This is a genomic window from Thermoplasma sp. (assembly GCF_023256435.1).
Taxonomy (GTDB): Archaea; Thermoplasmatota; Thermoplasmata; order Thermoplasmatales; family Thermoplasmataceae; genus Thermoplasma.
The window spans coordinates 1-16,974 of the sequence record NZ_JAGDXM010000007.1 but is presented as its reverse complement, the minus strand read 5'-3'; the positions used below and the strand labels follow the sequence as shown (position 1 = coordinate 16,974).

Below are 16,974 nucleotides of genomic sequence, written 5' to 3'. Positions count from 1 at the left end.
GACTGAGATGAATCGAGTTTTTCGATTGTGCTTTTTGTCATTTGCTCGATCTCGAATTTGAGATTTTCGATTCCGTAGCCTGTCTTTGCCGAAACTCTGAACACCTCACCGTACTGCGATACCTGCGATGTATCGAACGAAGGGTTCATGTCTATCTTGTTAACGGCCACGATGGATGGAATGTAAACGTAACGGCCCTGGAGCGTTTCTATTATGTCTTCGACGCTCACATTTTCGCGTATGTATACATCAGCATTAACAAGCTTGAACTCCTTCATTATCTCCTTTATGTAATCCTCATCTATGTCAACGGTCTTTGGCTTGTGCAGCCTTATTCCGCCGGAAGTTGTCTTCTTAATCTCCACGTTCCTGCGTTTTCTGTTCACGACGATGCCCGCATTGTAAAGCTCAGTTAGTATCTTATCGATGCCACCGGCCTGAACATCGGTAACGATGACTATCAGATCCGCTGATCGCACTGCACTGAGTATCTCTCTTCCCCTTCCAGCACCATAGGATGCATTCTCAATGATGCCTGGGAGATCGAGTATCTGTATCTCTGCGCCTTTGTATTCAAGTATACCCGGAATAGCTTTAAGCGTAGTGAAGGCGTAATCACCTATCTCGCTGTCAGAGTTTGTGAGGCGGTTCAGAAGGCTGCTCTTACCCACATTGGGGAAGCCGACAAGTGCAACGGTAGCATCTCCTGACTTTGGAACTGCAAATCCTGCATGAGATCCGCCATGCCTTGCACTGGCCTCCATCTGCAGCTTTGCTATCTTCGCCTTTAACAGACCGATATGATGCTCTGTTGCCTTGTTATACTGCGTTCGCTTGATCTCGTCCTCAATCTCCTTTATCCTATCTTCAATTGTTGGCATCGATTCTACTTTCTTCCTTAATTTTCCACCTGTTTATATCTCTTTGCGGATCAGAGATGAAGCTTCAAAACCTTTAAGACTGATGAAATGCATATTCCCTGCATGCCGAATCTTTTGTTGAATCCAGATATATATGGAAACAGTGTTATATTCATATGCTGTGATAATCTTTGGGAATACAATCTAGGCACCCATGAAACAAGAAAACTTGTCTCAGGCATTGGGGTGATAAATAACGCCAGGTTTTTCCCTGATGGAAAAAGAATAGTTTTGCGCGTTATGCGAGGTGCCTCGCTCAATACAGCAGAGCTGTATACGTACGATCTTTCTGACGGTAGCCTCAGGCGGATAACATATTTTGCCGGAAAAAGCACGGGCAGGAGGATGTTTACAGATGTGGCCGGCTTTGATCCAGACGGTGGCCTGATAATTGCAACGGATGCAATGCAGCCATTCTCATCAATGACCTACCTTTATGCTGTGGAGGGGGATGGCCTCAATTTCAGACCGTTGAATCTTGGTCCAGCCACGCATATCATCTATGCCGGCAACAGGAGGATAATCGGCAGAAACACATATGAACTACCACACTGGAAGGGGTACAGGGGCGGAACACGTGGAAAGATCTGGATCGAGAGCGATGATGGTAAATTCAAGAAAATTATAGACATAGAAACCCATGTATCAAGTCCAGTCCTCGTTGGCCAGCGTATATACTTCATAACGGATTTGGAAGGCTTCGGCCAGATATATTCTACCGATCTTGACGGTAAGGATATGAGGAAGCATACGGACTTCAGGGATTATTATCCAAGGCATCTTAATACGGATGGAAAACGCATAGTCTTTTCCATGGGCGGATCCCTATACATATTTAAACCGGATGATGAGAAGGTTGAAAGGCTAGAGATAGGCGACGTCGAGTCCCCGGAGGACAGAGTGACAAGCGTGCCTTCAAAATTTCTTGAAGATTTCTCCATTCTAGATGGGGATCTCATCGCCCTCGTAAGCAGAGGACAGGCGTTCATACAGGATGCCTCGGGCAATTATGTGATGAAGGTACCTCAGCCCCTGAGAGTGAGATATGTCAGGAGGGCTGGGGATACGAAGATAGCCTTCATCCATGGAACGAGGGACGGCGATTTCCTCGGGATATACGATTACAGAAACGGAAAGAGCGAGATATTCGGTGAGAACCTGGGAAACGTATTTGCAATGTCAGTAGACAGATCTGGCAAGTTCGCTGTGGTAGCAAACGATCGCTTCGAACTTATGATGATCGATCTTGAAAGCAAAGCCTCAACGCTGATCGAGAGAAGCAATGAGGGCATGATAACTGACTTCACCATATCAGATAACTCTAGGTTCATAGCCTACAGTTTCCCGCTAAAGCACAACAGCACCGGAGGCTATGTGATGCAGTCTATACATGTGTACGATCTTTCCCAGAAGACGGTTTATCAGGCTACAACAGATAATTCGCATGATTACGCTCCAGCCTTCGACTCTGACTCCAAATACCTCTATTACCTGTCTTACAGAAGCCTGGACCCGAGTCCTGACAAGATCGTTCTCAACTTCAGCTTTGAGGTTGTATCCAAGCCCTTCGTCGTACCGCTTATTCCCGGCCTGCCAAATCCCACAAAGCTTGTGCCTCAGTCGCTGGTTGATGACGGCAAGGAATACGATCTGAACGAAATGTACAGGAGATCCAGCCCGATAAATGTGGAACCAGCAGACTACAGAATGATCATACCGCTGGAGACCTCCCTCCTTCTGTACAGCGTTCCAGTTCATGGAGAATACGCCTCTTACTATCAGGGTGCACCTGAAAAGGGCGTACTCAGCAGATACGACATAAAGACAAAGAAGGTCACCGAACTGAAGAGGAACTTGACAGACCTCAGGCTTTCTCTTGATAGAAAAAACGCGATCATAAGGAAGGATGACGGGAAGCTCTACATCTTCAACCTGGATAAGCCAGAAGAGGAAAAAGCTCTGGAAACTGACAGGAGACCAATCGTATCCAGCAGGCAGGAGGAATTTCTGCAGATGTACGATGAATCCTGGAAGCTTGCGAGAGACAATTACTGGAACGAGGCCGTTGCGCGTGAGATCTCGGAAAGGATATATGAGAAATACAGAAAGCTGGTGCCTCTGTGCAGGACAAGATTCGATTTAAGCAACGTCATAGTTGAGATGCAGGGAGAATATCGTACATCTCATTCCTACGAGATGAGTGGAACTTTCACCGATGCGGATCCCTTCAGTAGCGGCAGAATAGCGTGCGATGTGATCCTAAAAGAAGATCACTATGAGATATCAAAGGTTTATGCTGGAGATTTTTCCAATGAGGGCGAAAAATCGCCAATATTCGAATATGGCATAAACCCAATCGGATACAAGATAGATGAAGTCGATGGCGAACCTGTTGGCCCAAAGAACAGCGTCTACAGTGCACTGTCCGCCAAAGCCGGCACATCCGCAAGGATTAAGATATCCAGAGACGGTAGTGATGCTAGAGAAATATTCGTCGATGTGCTTGATGATGACAGGTTCATAAGATATCGATCATGGGTAGAAGAGAACCGCAGATACGTACATGAGAGGAGCGGAGGAAAGATAGGCTATGTCCATATCCCGGATATGGGGATGATGGGGCTCAATGAGTTCTACAGGCTGTTCATAAATGAGGCTTCATACCCTGGCCTAATAATCGACGTCAGGTTCAACGGCGGAGGCTTCGTATCACAGCTGATAATAGAGAAGCTGCTGAACAGAAGGCTAGGCTATGACAATCCCAGAAGAGGGAGCCTGAGCCCGTATCCAACAAACTCCGTCAGGGGGAAGATGATAGCCATAACAAACGAGTATGCCGGATCGGACGGCGATATATTCAGTTTCTCCTTCAAGAAACTCGGCCTTGGCAAGCTAATAGGGACAAGAACATGGGGAGGCGTGGTGGGCATATCGCCTAGGCGCAGGCTGATAGACGGTACTATCCTTTCCCAACCAGAGTATGCCTTCTGGTTCAGAGACACTGGTTTCGGCGTGGAGAACTATGGAGTAGATCCGGACATCGAAGTTGAATACAGGCCGGATCACTACATCAAGGGCGTTGACCCGCAGATCGACTACGCGATCGATAGCCTGATGGAGGATCTCAAATCATGGAGCGAAGAACTTCCAGAGCGCCCCTCTTGATCTGAGTATGCAACAGAATGTTTGAATTCAAAAGACGCGCGTGCCATGATCGCAATATTTCCAAGCCTGTGATCATGGCATTTATATTGAATGCCTCAAAGCGATCGGGTTCATATGGTCGGAAAAAACATAAGTTGAAGCTCTGTCCATTTTTCGTTTTTCGTCAATAAAAGACGTATTTAGTATAAGATCTTGCATGTTAGATGTGCTGCAGATAATGGATCTGTCTTCATCGCGTACGTATTTTCCTCATGAAGTAGGTCTCTCCCCTGTATTTCAGCTCCACCACCCTTTTATCATTGACCAGCTTTTCGAACACGCTCCATTCATATCCTTTTTCCGCAAGCGCCTTCTCTATCGCCTCCTTTTTCATGGGATGCACAGATGTTATGCTAAGCAGGCTGGTGATGACATCACTCGCTACCGAAAAATCATCCCCCTCATAACCTATCAGGTATTCAACCTTATCAGACCCAAGAATTTCGGAGAATATCTGGAACGCCGTGTTTATGAAATCTTCGTCTGGCGGTGCTACCCATATTTCAGCCGGAGGTCGCGTTGGTACGGCAATGTAGGATCTCTTTACCGATTCAAGTGAGTTGATGAAATCCGCAATCATCTCTATATCACCGGCATCCTGTATTCCCTTGACAAGCATTGTTTCCGTTGCCAGATATCCTCCATATTCCGCAGAGAAAGACCTGATTCCTTCCAGGATATCATCAAGCTTTGTGCTACCGTACGGCCTGTTTATTCTTATCCATCTCTTTGGATCAAGTTCATCAATCTTAAGGGAAACCCAGTCAGATTCGGAGAGATCGGATCTGACCTCCTCAAGCGATATGAGCGAGGAATTGCTTATAACTGCAGTTTTTATACCAAGGCCTTTGACTCCGTCTATTTCCTTTCCGAGATTTACATCGAGTGTGGGCTCCCCGTCAGGAACGAAGGTTATGTAATCGATCCTTTCTCCTCTGGATTCTATCTCTTCAACTTTTCTGGATACTGCATCAACCAGATCCTTTGGATCATAGAACTGCCTTCTCTCTATTGAATATGATAAGGTTCTTCCAAGCTGGCAGTAAACGCAGGAGTAGGAACACAATTTTGGAGGGATATTGTTGACGCCCAGGCTCCTCCCAAGCCGCCTGGATGGAACCGGACCGAACACTATGCTGCTAAGATCTTCCATATGTGAGCTACCTCTCAGCTAAAGCATCGGAGCTTCCTGCTTCAACGACCGACATCTGCCTGTATGGATATATTCCGTACAAGCCCGAAGTTGCGATCTCCACAGGCGTAAGTTCGGATCGCACCGATCCTACTTTTATCAATCCTATTTTCCTTATATTTTTTGATGCGTTGTGATCCCTGTCGATCGTTAATCCGCATACATCACAATGATATATGCGATCTGATAGCTTCAGATCATGCTTTATGTTACCGCATCTTGAACATATCTTAGATGATGGATCGAACCTTCCTATTTCGATAATGTTTTTACCATACTTCTCTGCCTTGTAGAGAAGCTTTTGTTTGAAGGAATAGAAGGAAACATCACTCAGACTCTTTGCAATATGGTGGTTCTGCATCATTCCCTGTACGTTGAGATCTTCGATGACGATGGTATCGTACTGCTTGGCTATCGCAGTAGATACCTTGTCATAGAAGTCCTCCCGCATGTCTTTAAGATTCATGTACTCCTTCTGTAATTTAAGTACATGCTTATTCCTGTTGTTGGATCCTTTCTGCTTTCTTGATAACTGTCTTTGTAATCGTCTTATCCTCTTCTCTACCTTCTTTATGAACCTTGGATTCTCTATTGCTATACCATTCGATAAGGTTGCAAATTTTTCGATGCCTAGATCGATGCCAACGGAGTTCTCTGCGGATAATGGCTTCTTCTATGGTAACGACGGAGACGCCGGAACCTCCGAAGCTTCAGCGAGAAGAGTATGTCAGGTATTTGACGCTTATCTTCTTTCTATCATCGGCTGGTACTTATGAAACCATCTCTTCGTGAGATATCATATGCCACATTCACCGTGTGACGGTTCGCATAGAAAATGTACCCAAGGATTATGAAGGACGATGGCTTATATTCAGCCCACCTGTGATAATGGCATCAACGATCTGATCGGATATGTTCCTGCAAAGAAGTAAATGGCTATCCAAATTCAGTACTATCAGATCTAAGGACATGTGTTTTATGGTATATAGAGCCGCTTAAAGCTTATCATACCCCATAATCGCATCTTTTCTTATCCTATCTATAACATCCTTTATGTGCTGTCCCGTCTGCTGATCTTCGAAGAACAGATCTATCCCGCGAATTCCTCTTGTCATAAGAGTATAGTAACGGTTTCTTATCAGTGTCATCGCAACATCATTGTCTTTTTTGGCCATTCTTTTCAGCGAATAATTATTGCCTATAGTATCAGTTATTGCGTCTGCGTTGATCTTCCAATCGTTTCTCCAGACAAGATCCCTGCCCCATACAAGCCCGATGTAATCTGCTTCGAACCCCTGGGCGCCATATACCGAGGCGCAGTACTTCAGAGGGTCTAGTTCACCCCTCCAGTATCTTGGATATTCTGTCTTTTCATCCATAAGCCAATAAATATCTAGACCTGAATTTTTATACAAATCGAAGTTGGACGGGAGAGGGTATCCGATACGTCTGTTCTGAACGCTGGTCGGATTTTTCTTATCTCCTTTGGATTCTGTGAATGCACAAAGTAGTCCTATCTTGTTTCCATCAGTATGTTTTTTTCTCAGATCTTCGATAAGATTCGATATGTTGTCGAACAGATTGATCTCATAGTTCAGAGTGTCAGGCGGCTTCTCATTCCATAGTATATGACGCACAAGCTGCAGATAGCTTCTAGAAATCCTGAACGAACCGGTGAGATGCATCTCGGTTGTGTTCGTGCAGTACCGCCTGAAGTTGTCTTGAGTCCCCGCTTCGTCCCCAATGAGTATCTGCGAGTCATCGTAGAAGTAGACCTTAACATTTGACCTGGATTGCGTCATCTTAATAACATCCTGAGTCATCCTCTGCGCCTCGTCGTAGATTATCAGATCCATATTGCTGTATCTGGAAGCATCGAAATTCCGTTCTCCTATACCCACTCCTCTTCCTGTTGAATAGTACTGTATGAGGGAACTTATGTTAACGCTGCCAGCATTAAGATTAAGAACCTGCCGCATGGTGTTCAGGAGCCTGTTGTTTCTGTATGCAAGCAACGCTTTGTATCCATTTTTAATGGCATCGAGGAGAAGCTGAAGGGCTAACAGAGTTTTCCCGGAACCGCTCTCACCCTTTATCAGAAATGTTTTATTCTCCCTGTTTTTGAGTGCATCTTGCACTCTGTGCATGATCATGGCCTGCTCCTCGCTCAGGCCATAGCCCTTTGACAAAAGCGTTAAGGAAGCGTCCCTGATGATACTGTTCCCATTCTTTATTATTATATCTATGAGATCATCGCTTATGGTGAATCTTCCAGCGACTATTGTGTCAATATCCTCCTTTCCTCCGGGCTTGCCAATCCTTCTTATTTCCTTTATAAGATCCTCTTCGCTATACGCTATTTTACAGGAATCGGACTTATACTCAGGATGATTGTACATATACAAAATCCCCGTGTAATTGACAATCTTTCCAGAGGTATGGAAAAACTTCATCTTTGAAACATAATTATTCAGTTGATAGCATGGGTCTATGTGATAAGCATTATCAGCCAGAACAACCATATCGCTTATTCGTTTAACATTTCTCCATCCTTTCGCCTCTACGATGATCGCATTCCTCGTGTCAACTGCGATGAGATCTGCACGCTCGAGTCCAAAGAGAGGGATCTCAACCAGGATTGGATAATCCAGCTTCATTTCTATTATATTCTTTCCTAAAAAAGTCCAAGCGCTCTTCTCTTCTGGGGACGGTCCATCTCCATAATAGTGGATAATCGCCTTACTGAGATCGCTTACCATATCCTCGGGCTTGTCATATTGATTGATAAGAAGGGGAAGGCTCATTGAAATATAACGAATTCTTAAATAAAAACATTAACGCGCCCAGTAAAGTAACTATAGTATGGCGTATATTCTATGGAGAGATCACTCAACTATGAAGGCGATCACCGTAAGGCCTCCTGGGGCTGGAGCCAGGGTAGAGGACGTTGAGATTGAAGAGAGGGGAATGAAGGTAAGAATAATTGAAAACGGAATATGCGGTACCGACAGGGAGATAGTGAAAGGCCTGATGTCAGCTGCGACTGTCCCAGAGAATTACGATTTCCTTGTACTAGGCCATGAAGCATTGGGCATACTTGAGGATGATACTGACAATCTGAAGAGAGGGACGATTGTGATGCCCATCAACAGGCGTGGATGCAATAAATGCATCAACTGCCTGAACGGCCGTGCTGATTTCTGCGAGACAGGCGATTTTGTGGAGGCAGGCATCAAGGGGATGCATGGCTTCATGCGCGAGTATATATATGACGATCCGAACTATCTTGTTCCGGTTCCACCGCAGATAAGGGACATAGCCATAATGGCACAGCCCCTATCGGATCTTGAAAAGTCAATTGCGGAGATGATCGATGTTCAGGGCAGGCTGCACTGGAGATGCATGGATGCGACTTACGGCTGTAGGAAAATGCTTGTGACCGGTACGGGAACTATCGGGATCCTTATCTCAATGCTCCTGAAGACCTATGGCTTCGATGTTAGTATAGCAAACAGGCGTGAACCCACCGATGTGGAAACAAGGATATTCGAGGAGGTCGGCCTGAAATTCGTCAACACGTCTGTGCACCGCGGCGACGAGAAATATGACGGTGTGATAGAAGCCTCAGGATCGGACGCCTCTGTCATTGAATATGCGATAAGGAGGCTGAAGAATAATGGTTTCCTTGGGCTCTTCGGGTTCACTCAATCGGGTACGCTGTCCCTATCCACTGTTGATCTGCAGTCCTTAGTTTACAGATCAATATCCATCACCGGACTGATCAATGGCCAGAAGCCCCACTTCGAGATGGCAATGAATCATCTTGTGCAATGGAAGACTCAGTATCCTTTCACCACATCTCATTTTATCACAAGGTCCGTGAATATATCTGACCAGAAATCAGTACTCAATGTTCTTGAAAACAGAATTCCAGGAGAGATAAAGACAAAGATACTCTGGTGAAGATTCAGTAGATATCCTACTATCTGCATCAGAAAATATTAAATGTTAAATCATCAGACATCGCTGCATTTTGATCTGAGACCGACCAGAATATATCGCCATGCCGCATTCTTTTTCTGGTCCCTTGGTTCCATCGCAAATTCAGGTTCAAAAATGTTCGATATCTTCGACATATCTCTTCTGAACGGATCCACCAGAATGGATGAGATTCCTTTCCTTATGAAGCCATCGGCATCTATGAAGTAGCTCCCGCACCTGAGTATATCCCTCACGTTCCTGTAGACATCGAACCTATGCCTTCCCGTATTGTGCAGCACCAGGTTTGATACAGCTAGGTCAAATTTATCATCCACGCGAATGCTCTTGGTAATATCAGCCTCGACGATGGCAACTCGATCGTAGACCCCAGCTATCTTCAGATTATCCATAAGTCTTTCTTTGGAATTATCCGTTATCGATTGATCGGAAAACGTGTCTATCGCAGTTATCCTCGCATTCTTAAAGTATGTAGCGCAGAGTACCGTAAGGAAACCAAGGCCACAACCAATATCGACTATTCTAATGTTTGCATCCTCATCCATTCCGATCTTCCTGAACGCCTCCACAAACATGACCCTGGCCAATGAACGCAGTTTCTCCGAATCTTCCCTGGACGAATGATGATACACTCCATAGTCTGGATCGGGCATCCATACACCTAATGATATGATCCATAATACTCTTGTTCATGCGATAGTTGCCTTTAAAGATAAAATGGTCAAAAAATAAGGGGATGATGATCACTGCTTCACGATCAGCTTAGCGGCAAGCTGGAAGAGCGATATGGAATGTATCCAGACCCTCCCAGGGCCTCGCATGTGGGCAAAGAACAGACCCTCACCTTCCAGACCACCGAGTATCATCGTTCGAAGACCACCTATACGCTCTACATTGTATTGAACGGAGTCGTCGAAAGCAAGCACATGGCTGAGCTCGACATTTATCTCGTCACCAGGGCCAAGATCCTTCTCTATAACCTGCCCATGGCCGTGTAGAAATATGGATCCGCTTCCGCTGAAATGCTCAAGGAACAGACCCTCGCCACCGAGAAGCCCCTGCCATATACCTGCGAACTTAGTCGAATACTGAATTCCAGAATCCATGCATAGAAACGCATTGAACTCTGCGATGATACCATTTCCTTTCAGATCGATCCGGTGTATCTTTCCGGGCAAAAACCCTGCAGAGGCTATCTCACCAGGCCCATCGACCTTCAGAAGAAAAACGGCGGAACCGCCAAGCATGTGTGAGAAAACACCTCGGAGTCCTCCAGCTCTGACATCAAGCCTTGAGGATCGATCCTTGTATATCAAATGGCCCGGTTCAACATAAACTGATTCACCATCGGAAAGCTTTGCCTTCAGATACTGAACATCTGTACCCTGAATCTCATAATCTACCATACGATGAGATGTAAAATAATTATTAAATTTTTGTTCTTATAAAAAAGATGTGTATAAAAAATTTGAAATACTGTTCACAGCCCGTAAGCTATGAGCATTGTATAAAGATAGTAATTCTCCAGATCCACTGTCATGTTGAACGCATTGAACGATCCGATGCCAACGAAATCATTCCATCCCTGTCCAAGGTAGCCATTCCCCACCATGTTGGGATAAGGCTGCACGTAATTCACCATGTAGTACGCTGGCAGACCGAATTCGTTTCCATATCCGAGATCGTAGAGCGCGGGTTGTATCCATCCGAAGTATCCCACAGATCCATCAGCGTACACGAATGCTGATTCTATATCTGCAAATATCCCAGCGGATATTGGGGTGGCGAAACTCGTCCCTCCAGCAACACCAAAGTAATGCTTGAATGCAAATACCATCTTCGCTGCCGGCATGGCAATATCAGGCTGACCCCGGTTGGTGAACGTTGATGGTACAACTATCAGCTCTGAGCTCTGATATGTTGGCCTAGCGAAGAAGAAACTGTTACCTCCTCCTGATCCGACAGGGCCACCATACCAGCTGAATTCAGGCTGATACCATGCGTACTGTCCGACGATGTATCCAGACTGGTTAAGAACTGGATATACGCCTCCAACGGACACAATGTATTCCGATGCCATGACTGTTAGATAGTAAATACTGTGGCTGTCAGCGGATCCAAGGAATATTGTCGTACCCTCTGCTGCTGCCTGCAGTCCTATTAAGTTGTATATCTGTGCAAATCCAGCATCATGGTGGAACTGTAATTCTGCCCAGCTACCAGATATTATCTGAGGATGTATTACATTCAGCATGTAGTAGATCTCAAGGTTTACAGCATTGTCACCTATTCCAGTCAAATTGAATGGCTGCATCACATCGTAGATGGTGGCATTTGGCGCCATGGCCCCAGACCACTCAACATCAAGATCCGCCTCAACACCCTCTGGATATGGGTTTTTTCCATTGGGCGTAAGATTGACAAAGACGACCTGCGGATTGTGTATTCCATACTCATCCCAGAACATGGAGATCGCGCTCATATTTGCTGATTCGCCGACGCCCAGTATTCCTATCTTGATACCGTGGCCTGTGAATCCCATATTCTCAAGTCCTGTAACGTTGTAGAATTCTGCGAGGTGAACCGGCGTTAGGAGACTGCTGGAACCTTTTATTCCGCTGGTTGGAACCAATGCTGTATTCGATATCTCTGTCTTGATATCCTGCCTATTCTTAATACTCAATAGGGCTTCACTTGAATAGCTCAGGCCGTAGACATGCATTATGAGGCCGGAGAACTGCGCCGGTATATATGGATTGGCAGTATTGGTCATGAATACCGCACCGCTGCCCCCTGGATAAGTGAACTCGTAGTTGAATAATACTGTACCAAAGGCCCTCTCAAACATTCCAACCGTTCCATGAAGCACTATGACAAGAGGAGCATAACTGTATGACCAGACCTTGAAGCCCATATTGGAATAATATGCTTCCACCTGCATGATCTGAGACTCTGATGGATAATAATCTGCCATGAATTCCTGAGGCGTGAGATAGTCATGGAAGTATGGACTCATCGGAGAATTCACCGCGGATACGAACTGTTCAAGATTGCTGAGGTTTGTCAGGTTGAGATAAAGCGTCACATTTATGACATCATCTGGATTGACTGGCCCAAGATTGAGTAGATACCGCTGGAAATACGGAGAGGTCATCAGGTAAGGTACATTTCCATTCAGTGTGACTGAATTGGCTGGCTTCAGGTCTATGAGATTGAGCGGTTCATAGTCCCCGCCGTATTCGATCATCCCGTCATCATTGTACGGAACAGTTCCATTGAAATTATACCAGAAGTTACCTCCCTGGTAATTTCCACCCACTATACTGCCTGTAAGAATCTGCCCATCAAACATATGAACGTTGGTGGCCGACTGCACTGTGATGTTCCACATGTCAGTATACATGGCGGGATTTCCGCTGTATATGCTGATGGATGGGCTTATGGCAGTGATCTCCGTGGAGAAGAAATTATTGTATATGGTGTTGTTTGAAGAGTATACGGCAAGTCCCAGAGGCTCACCCCAGAGATTCCATGCCTGCTCAAGCTTCGCATTGGCCAGCGTGGGAGAGTTCACAAAGTAGTTGCCCCATACTGTATTATTTGACCCTCCATATATCAGTGCAGAGGAATCCATGGACATGAAGACATTGGAGGAGATGAGTGAGTCCGAAGTATTCCAGAAGACCACATTGGCCAATGGCTCTCCACTATCATAAGCTGTGAACCAGCCAGTTATCTGGCTGTCCCTGAGGATGAAATGTGAGGATTGGAAAATCCAGTAACCAAGATAATTGTACGGAATCATTCCCTCGAAGAGTGCATAGTCCTGGAATATGCCCTGATACAAAACCGGTAATGTCGGCATGCTGGAAGCCATTACATAGGCCGAAGTATTCATTAGCATAACGCCGGCAAACTGTGGATATGAGTAATCGTTTATCTCTCCAAAGAGCGGGCTAATGTATCCATATTCATTGTTGAAGAGAACGTAAGGATCAGATACAGAACCGTTACCAGACATGGATATATTCCTGACCTGGTTATTGTTAACAGCCATAAGCGGAGTGTACAGACCAGCCGACATATCCAGTGGGAGTACAAACGTGTTGGATGAGGACAGCATCTGTGCCTGTGCTCGGTGATCGCTGAGCAGGGCCAGAGCCGCATATTCTCCAGCTGGGAGCCAGAAGCTGTATGAACCTGAAGCCGTCAACGGAACATAGCCTGCCTGACTGTAATTCACGACGTTGCCTGGGCTTATAAACAGAAACGCGTTGCTTGGACTCACATCTCCAGTGAAATGATCCATGATCTTAGCTGAAGAAACATTCCACATACCATACAGAAGCGACGGGCCTGTACTTAGGATTGCCTGATCCTGAGAATTCCATGCTACGGCAGCACCAACGGACGTTTCTCCAGTATCTGTTCCGAAATCGAATGCATTTGGAACGTTAGCATACGATTTGGGAACAGCGGGCTTACCTGCCGGTGATGGTTGTGGATGTGGTGCGGAAGAATGCATCGGATTGGTCGCAGAGATGTATTTCAGCTGCATTATCCCGTTGATATCGGTGATCGTCGTCGTCGATCCTCCGCCCGGCCCTCCCATCATTATCTCAGCATCATAGAGAAGTCCGGCCGGATTAAGCTGGGTACCGCTTACTCTGAAATAGGAAGGTGGCGCTTTGTAAGCTGGCGGCATGCCATAAGTGGAGTTGAACGTCACGCGATCATATGTGCCACTAACACCTATCGTCGGTATGGAATAGTTGAAATAGAAGACGTTATTGCCATTGATCTCTGAGGTGTTCATATAGAGCAAGAGGGTGAAGGGTGTTGGAAGATAGAATGTTGGACCAAGCGCTATGTGAACTCCTGGATATGGATATATGGTTCCGGTTGAGTTGAGTATCGCGTTGCTTGTCACCTCTGCACCTGGACTGCTGAAATTCCAGATATTATCCACGAAGCTTATTTCATGGGTTCTTACGGAGTATGTAGCCACGTTCTGAGTCCAGAATGTATAGGATGAATTTCCGAACAGCGTGGTGTTTGCGGTAACGGTGTTGAGCTGGAATGTGAGAGATGAAGGTGCGTCATCTGCAAGATTGAAGACGCTAAGATTGTTAATATCAATAACGGCTTCAAAGCTGGATGCATAGTAATTGTTTCCAATCAGTGTACCTGACATGTTTTCAAGGCCGAAGAAACCTATACCCATCGGGGCAGGTGATTGCGTGTACAGTGGTTCAACAGTCCCATTCTGATACAGAAATCTATGGTACTTTGCTGGAAGATAAAGATAATTATTCACTGGTTTAAGCATGCTGGTGGGTAACTGTTTCACCGGCTCTGCTTTTTCTGGGCTGCTGGCGATTCTATGCGTCGATATATTCGATGCACCATTGAAGGCAAAATTCACACCCAAGAAACCTGTCACAGCGATGACAGCCACAATGACTGTCAGCAGAACTATCTTTCTTTGGTTCATCATTCAGAAACATGGCATATGTTTAAAAAATATTATGAAAAAATGATATGTAACTTTTATACGTATCTGAACTGAAATAGCGATATTATTCAATTTGTTGTATCGGTGTCCGACATGGAACTATTTTGTATGACGCCGTCATGTCAAAGCATCCATGAAGATAATTGTTGAGCCAGACGATGGAATCGGTCCTGTAATAGATATGATAAGAAAGGCCAGGAAGTTCATATACGCTAATTTCTATCTGATTGACAATGATCAGATACTCAGCGCTTTGAAGGAAAAGAAAAGGAAGAAAGTTGACGTCAGGATAATCTATGATGGTCGCCCATACGGGGAGGCAAATGTGAGCCAGGAATCGGATGCGATAAAGAATTACGGATTAAATTACAAAATGGCCCCAAGACAGTTCGACTCGCCCGGAGTATTTGACCACGCGAAATATATGGTCAGCGAAAAGGCCGCAATGATAGGAACAGCAAATGCATCGGATGCATCCTTCAGCAAGAACAGAGAATACATCTATATATCGAAAGACAGAAGAATAAGAAGGGCCTTAAGGGCGCTGTTTCTCGCCGACTGGAATGATGCAGGTACAAAAAGGATAAGAATGCCTCGTGATCTTGTGATATCGCCCGGATCGGAGAGGATCATCTGCGCATTGATAAAAAGGGCAAAATTCATCGAAACAGAAGAGATGGGCGATGATCCTGCTGTACTGGATGCGTTGAAGAAGAGGAAGCGCATAAAAATGATACTTCCATCTTCCATAAGTTCCGAGGACAGGCAGCGGCTTATGGAATTGAAGAGGGCCGGACTCAGGATCAGGTTGATGCCTGTCAACGAACGATACATGCATGCCAAGATGATATACGGGGACAGGATCTTCATAGGATCTGAGAATTTCAGCTCTACTTCCTTGAACAAAAACAGGGAAGTAGGGATAATATTCGATGGATTCCTATCGAAGAGAAAGGTAAAGCGTGCCTTCAGTAAAGACTGGAAGATATCTATAAAACTTTAGCAGCAAAAATGGCATGATGAAGATCTGATCGTTCCCTTCATATGTATTGCCATATTGGATCTTCCCACAGGTCATATTCCTCGTGTACCTCCTTTATTGATTTATCAGGTATCTTTCCATCTTGCATCAGATTGTGATACTTAACCATCAGATCCCGATACTGCATTCTCGAATTTTGATCGAATTTCTCCCTAACCTTCTTTCTTTCCTCAGGATGAAGATCTGTCAATTTCTTGGAAAGAAACAGTATTCTGAAAAATTTCTGATTCCCAAGTGTCACTAGGAAAATATTGTAGTCAATATTCAAATCGCTAAATTCGTGAGCCGTTATCCCGGCCAGTGCCTTGACGAGCTCTTCATCCAGTCCATGGACGGTCTGAAATGCTATTTCCAATCCTTTCTGCATGCTCAGCTTACAAGAACATCGGTTAAATAGTTTATGCATGATACGAAATCGATCATGATATTGAAATTTATAATTGGAAATCAATAAGGAAACGCTTCTCCTGCATAAATCTCATACGTCTCAGGATATGGGCATCAAAAGATCGTACTCTTCATTATCCTCTTCTCAGAAAAAGGATGGAAACGTCCGGTGATTGATATTTATCATATTTGATGATAGGGAAATATGAAATATGCATTCCATCTAAAAATAAGGGAGGGAAAGGAACTCGAATACAGAATAAGGCATCAGAACGTGTGGCCTGAAATGCTGGATCTTCTCAAGAATTCCGGCGTAAGAAACTATTCAATTTTCATTGAAAATCAGGATATTTTCGGATGCTGGGAATGCGATGACGTTGATCGTACCCTGCGCATAATAAATGATAGTGATGTGAACAGGAAATGGCAAGAATATATGAGCGACATAATAATTACGCCGAGCGAGAGAAGAACCTCAAAGGGTATGGACGAGGTGTTCTATCTCCCATAGATCATGCGAAATTCAGAACTGTCAGCTACTCCTCGCTGAAGCTTCGGAGCTTGTTGCTGATCTCCCCTCCACCCGTGAGTGAGGTTTCATTGAACCGTAGCGATCGGCTGGCTGACAGCAGCCTGAAGTACTCAGATGTACCGAGCACTTCGATGTTCCTTGAGGCATTCAAGTCCGCATTGAGCTCGAATCCACAGTTCATGC

Annotated in this window: 13 protein-coding genes; 5 read left to right on the top strand and 8 right to left on the bottom strand. The window is 45.1% G+C overall.

Annotated features, from left to right (window positions below; translation table 11 throughout):
- On the bottom strand, nucleotides 1-881 hold an 881-nt coding region (locus Q0C15_RS00650), incomplete at its 3' end, for a GTPase (RefSeq protein WP_297214961.1).
- A 102-nt stretch (nucleotides 882-983) separates the two neighbouring features.
- Between Q0C15_RS00650 and Q0C15_RS00645 the strand changes: the two genes are divergently transcribed.
- On the top strand, nucleotides 984-4,085 hold the full coding sequence (locus Q0C15_RS00645; protein WP_297214960.1) for a S41 family peptidase: 3,102 nt from the start codon (nucleotides 984-986) through the stop codon (nucleotides 4,083-4,085).
- 229 nt (nucleotides 4,086-4,314) lie between these two features.
- Here Q0C15_RS00645 and Q0C15_RS00640 read toward each other — a convergent pair whose 3' ends face one another.
- Nucleotides 4,315-5,277, bottom strand: a complete 963-nt coding sequence (locus Q0C15_RS00640) for a radical SAM protein (protein WP_297214958.1) — start codon at nucleotides 5,275-5,277, stop codon at nucleotides 4,315-4,317.
- A gap of 7 nt (nucleotides 5,278-5,284) precedes the next feature.
- Nucleotides 5,285-5,914, bottom strand: coding sequence for a transposase (locus Q0C15_RS00635; protein ID WP_297214984.1), 630 nt, complete (start codon nucleotides 5,912-5,914; stop codon nucleotides 5,285-5,287).
- On the opposite strand from Q0C15_RS00635, the gene Q0C15_RS00630 reads away from it, so the two are divergent.
- On the top strand, nucleotides 5,889-6,092 hold the full coding sequence (locus Q0C15_RS00630; protein WP_297214956.1) for a hypothetical protein: 204 nt from the start codon (nucleotides 5,889-5,891) through the stop codon (nucleotides 6,090-6,092). The two genes, Q0C15_RS00635 and Q0C15_RS00630, sit on opposite strands and share 26 nt — an antisense overlap.
- Nucleotides 6,093-6,311: 219 nt before the next feature.
- Here Q0C15_RS00630 and Q0C15_RS00625 read toward each other — a convergent pair whose 3' ends face one another.
- The gene (locus Q0C15_RS00625) at nucleotides 6,312-8,120 is read right to left on the bottom strand and encodes a DNA/RNA helicase domain-containing protein (RefSeq protein ID WP_297214954.1); all 1,809 of its coding nucleotides are present in this window, start codon (nucleotides 8,118-8,120) and stop codon (nucleotides 6,312-6,314) included.
- Nucleotides 8,121-8,211: 91 nt separating this feature from the next.
- Between Q0C15_RS00625 and Q0C15_RS00620 the strand changes: the two genes are divergently transcribed.
- Entirely contained in the window at nucleotides 8,212-9,279 is a 1,068-nt protein-coding gene (locus tag Q0C15_RS00620) for a glucose 1-dehydrogenase (RefSeq protein WP_367181923.1), read from the top strand.
- Nucleotides 9,280-9,332: 53 nt separating this feature from the next.
- On the opposite strand, the gene Q0C15_RS00615 is transcribed toward Q0C15_RS00620, so the two are convergent.
- The 3 genes from Q0C15_RS00615 to Q0C15_RS00605 all read right to left on the bottom strand — a co-directional run bounded on the left by Q0C15_RS00615 (nucleotide 9,333) and on the right by Q0C15_RS00605 (nucleotide 14,812).
- Entirely contained in the window at nucleotides 9,333-9,968 is a 636-nt protein-coding gene (locus tag Q0C15_RS00615; protein WP_297214950.1) for a trans-aconitate 2-methyltransferase, read from the bottom strand.
- 90 nt (nucleotides 9,969-10,058) lie between these two features.
- On the bottom strand, nucleotides 10,059-10,721 hold the full coding sequence (locus tag Q0C15_RS00610; protein ID WP_297214948.1) for a TIGR00266 family protein: 663 nt from the start codon (nucleotides 10,719-10,721) through the stop codon (nucleotides 10,059-10,061).
- Between the two features lie 74 nt (nucleotides 10,722-10,795).
- On the bottom strand, nucleotides 10,796-14,812 hold the full coding sequence (locus Q0C15_RS00605; RefSeq protein WP_297214946.1) for a thermopsin family protease: 4,017 nt from the start codon (nucleotides 14,810-14,812) through the stop codon (nucleotides 10,796-10,798).
- 151 nt (nucleotides 14,813-14,963) lie between these two features.
- Here Q0C15_RS00605 and Q0C15_RS00600 point away from each other — a divergent pair, with 151 nt between their 5' ends.
- Nucleotides 14,964-15,833, top strand: coding sequence for a phospholipase D-like domain-containing protein (locus Q0C15_RS00600; protein WP_297214944.1), 870 nt, complete (start codon nucleotides 14,964-14,966; stop codon nucleotides 15,831-15,833).
- 37 nt (nucleotides 15,834-15,870) lie between these two features.
- Here Q0C15_RS00600 and Q0C15_RS00595 read toward each other — a convergent pair whose 3' ends face one another.
- On the bottom strand, nucleotides 15,871-16,239 hold the full coding sequence (locus Q0C15_RS00595; protein WP_297214942.1) for a DUF2004 domain-containing protein: 369 nt from the start codon (nucleotides 16,237-16,239) through the stop codon (nucleotides 15,871-15,873).
- Between the two features lie 225 nt (nucleotides 16,240-16,464).
- Here Q0C15_RS00595 and Q0C15_RS00590 point away from each other — a divergent pair, with 225 nt between their 5' ends.
- Nucleotides 16,465-16,770: an L-rhamnose mutarotase gene (locus tag Q0C15_RS00590; protein WP_297214940.1), complete on the top strand. Its 306-nt coding sequence runs from the start codon at nucleotides 16,465-16,467 to the stop codon at nucleotides 16,768-16,770.
- Nucleotides 16,771-16,974: the final 204 nt, after the last annotated feature.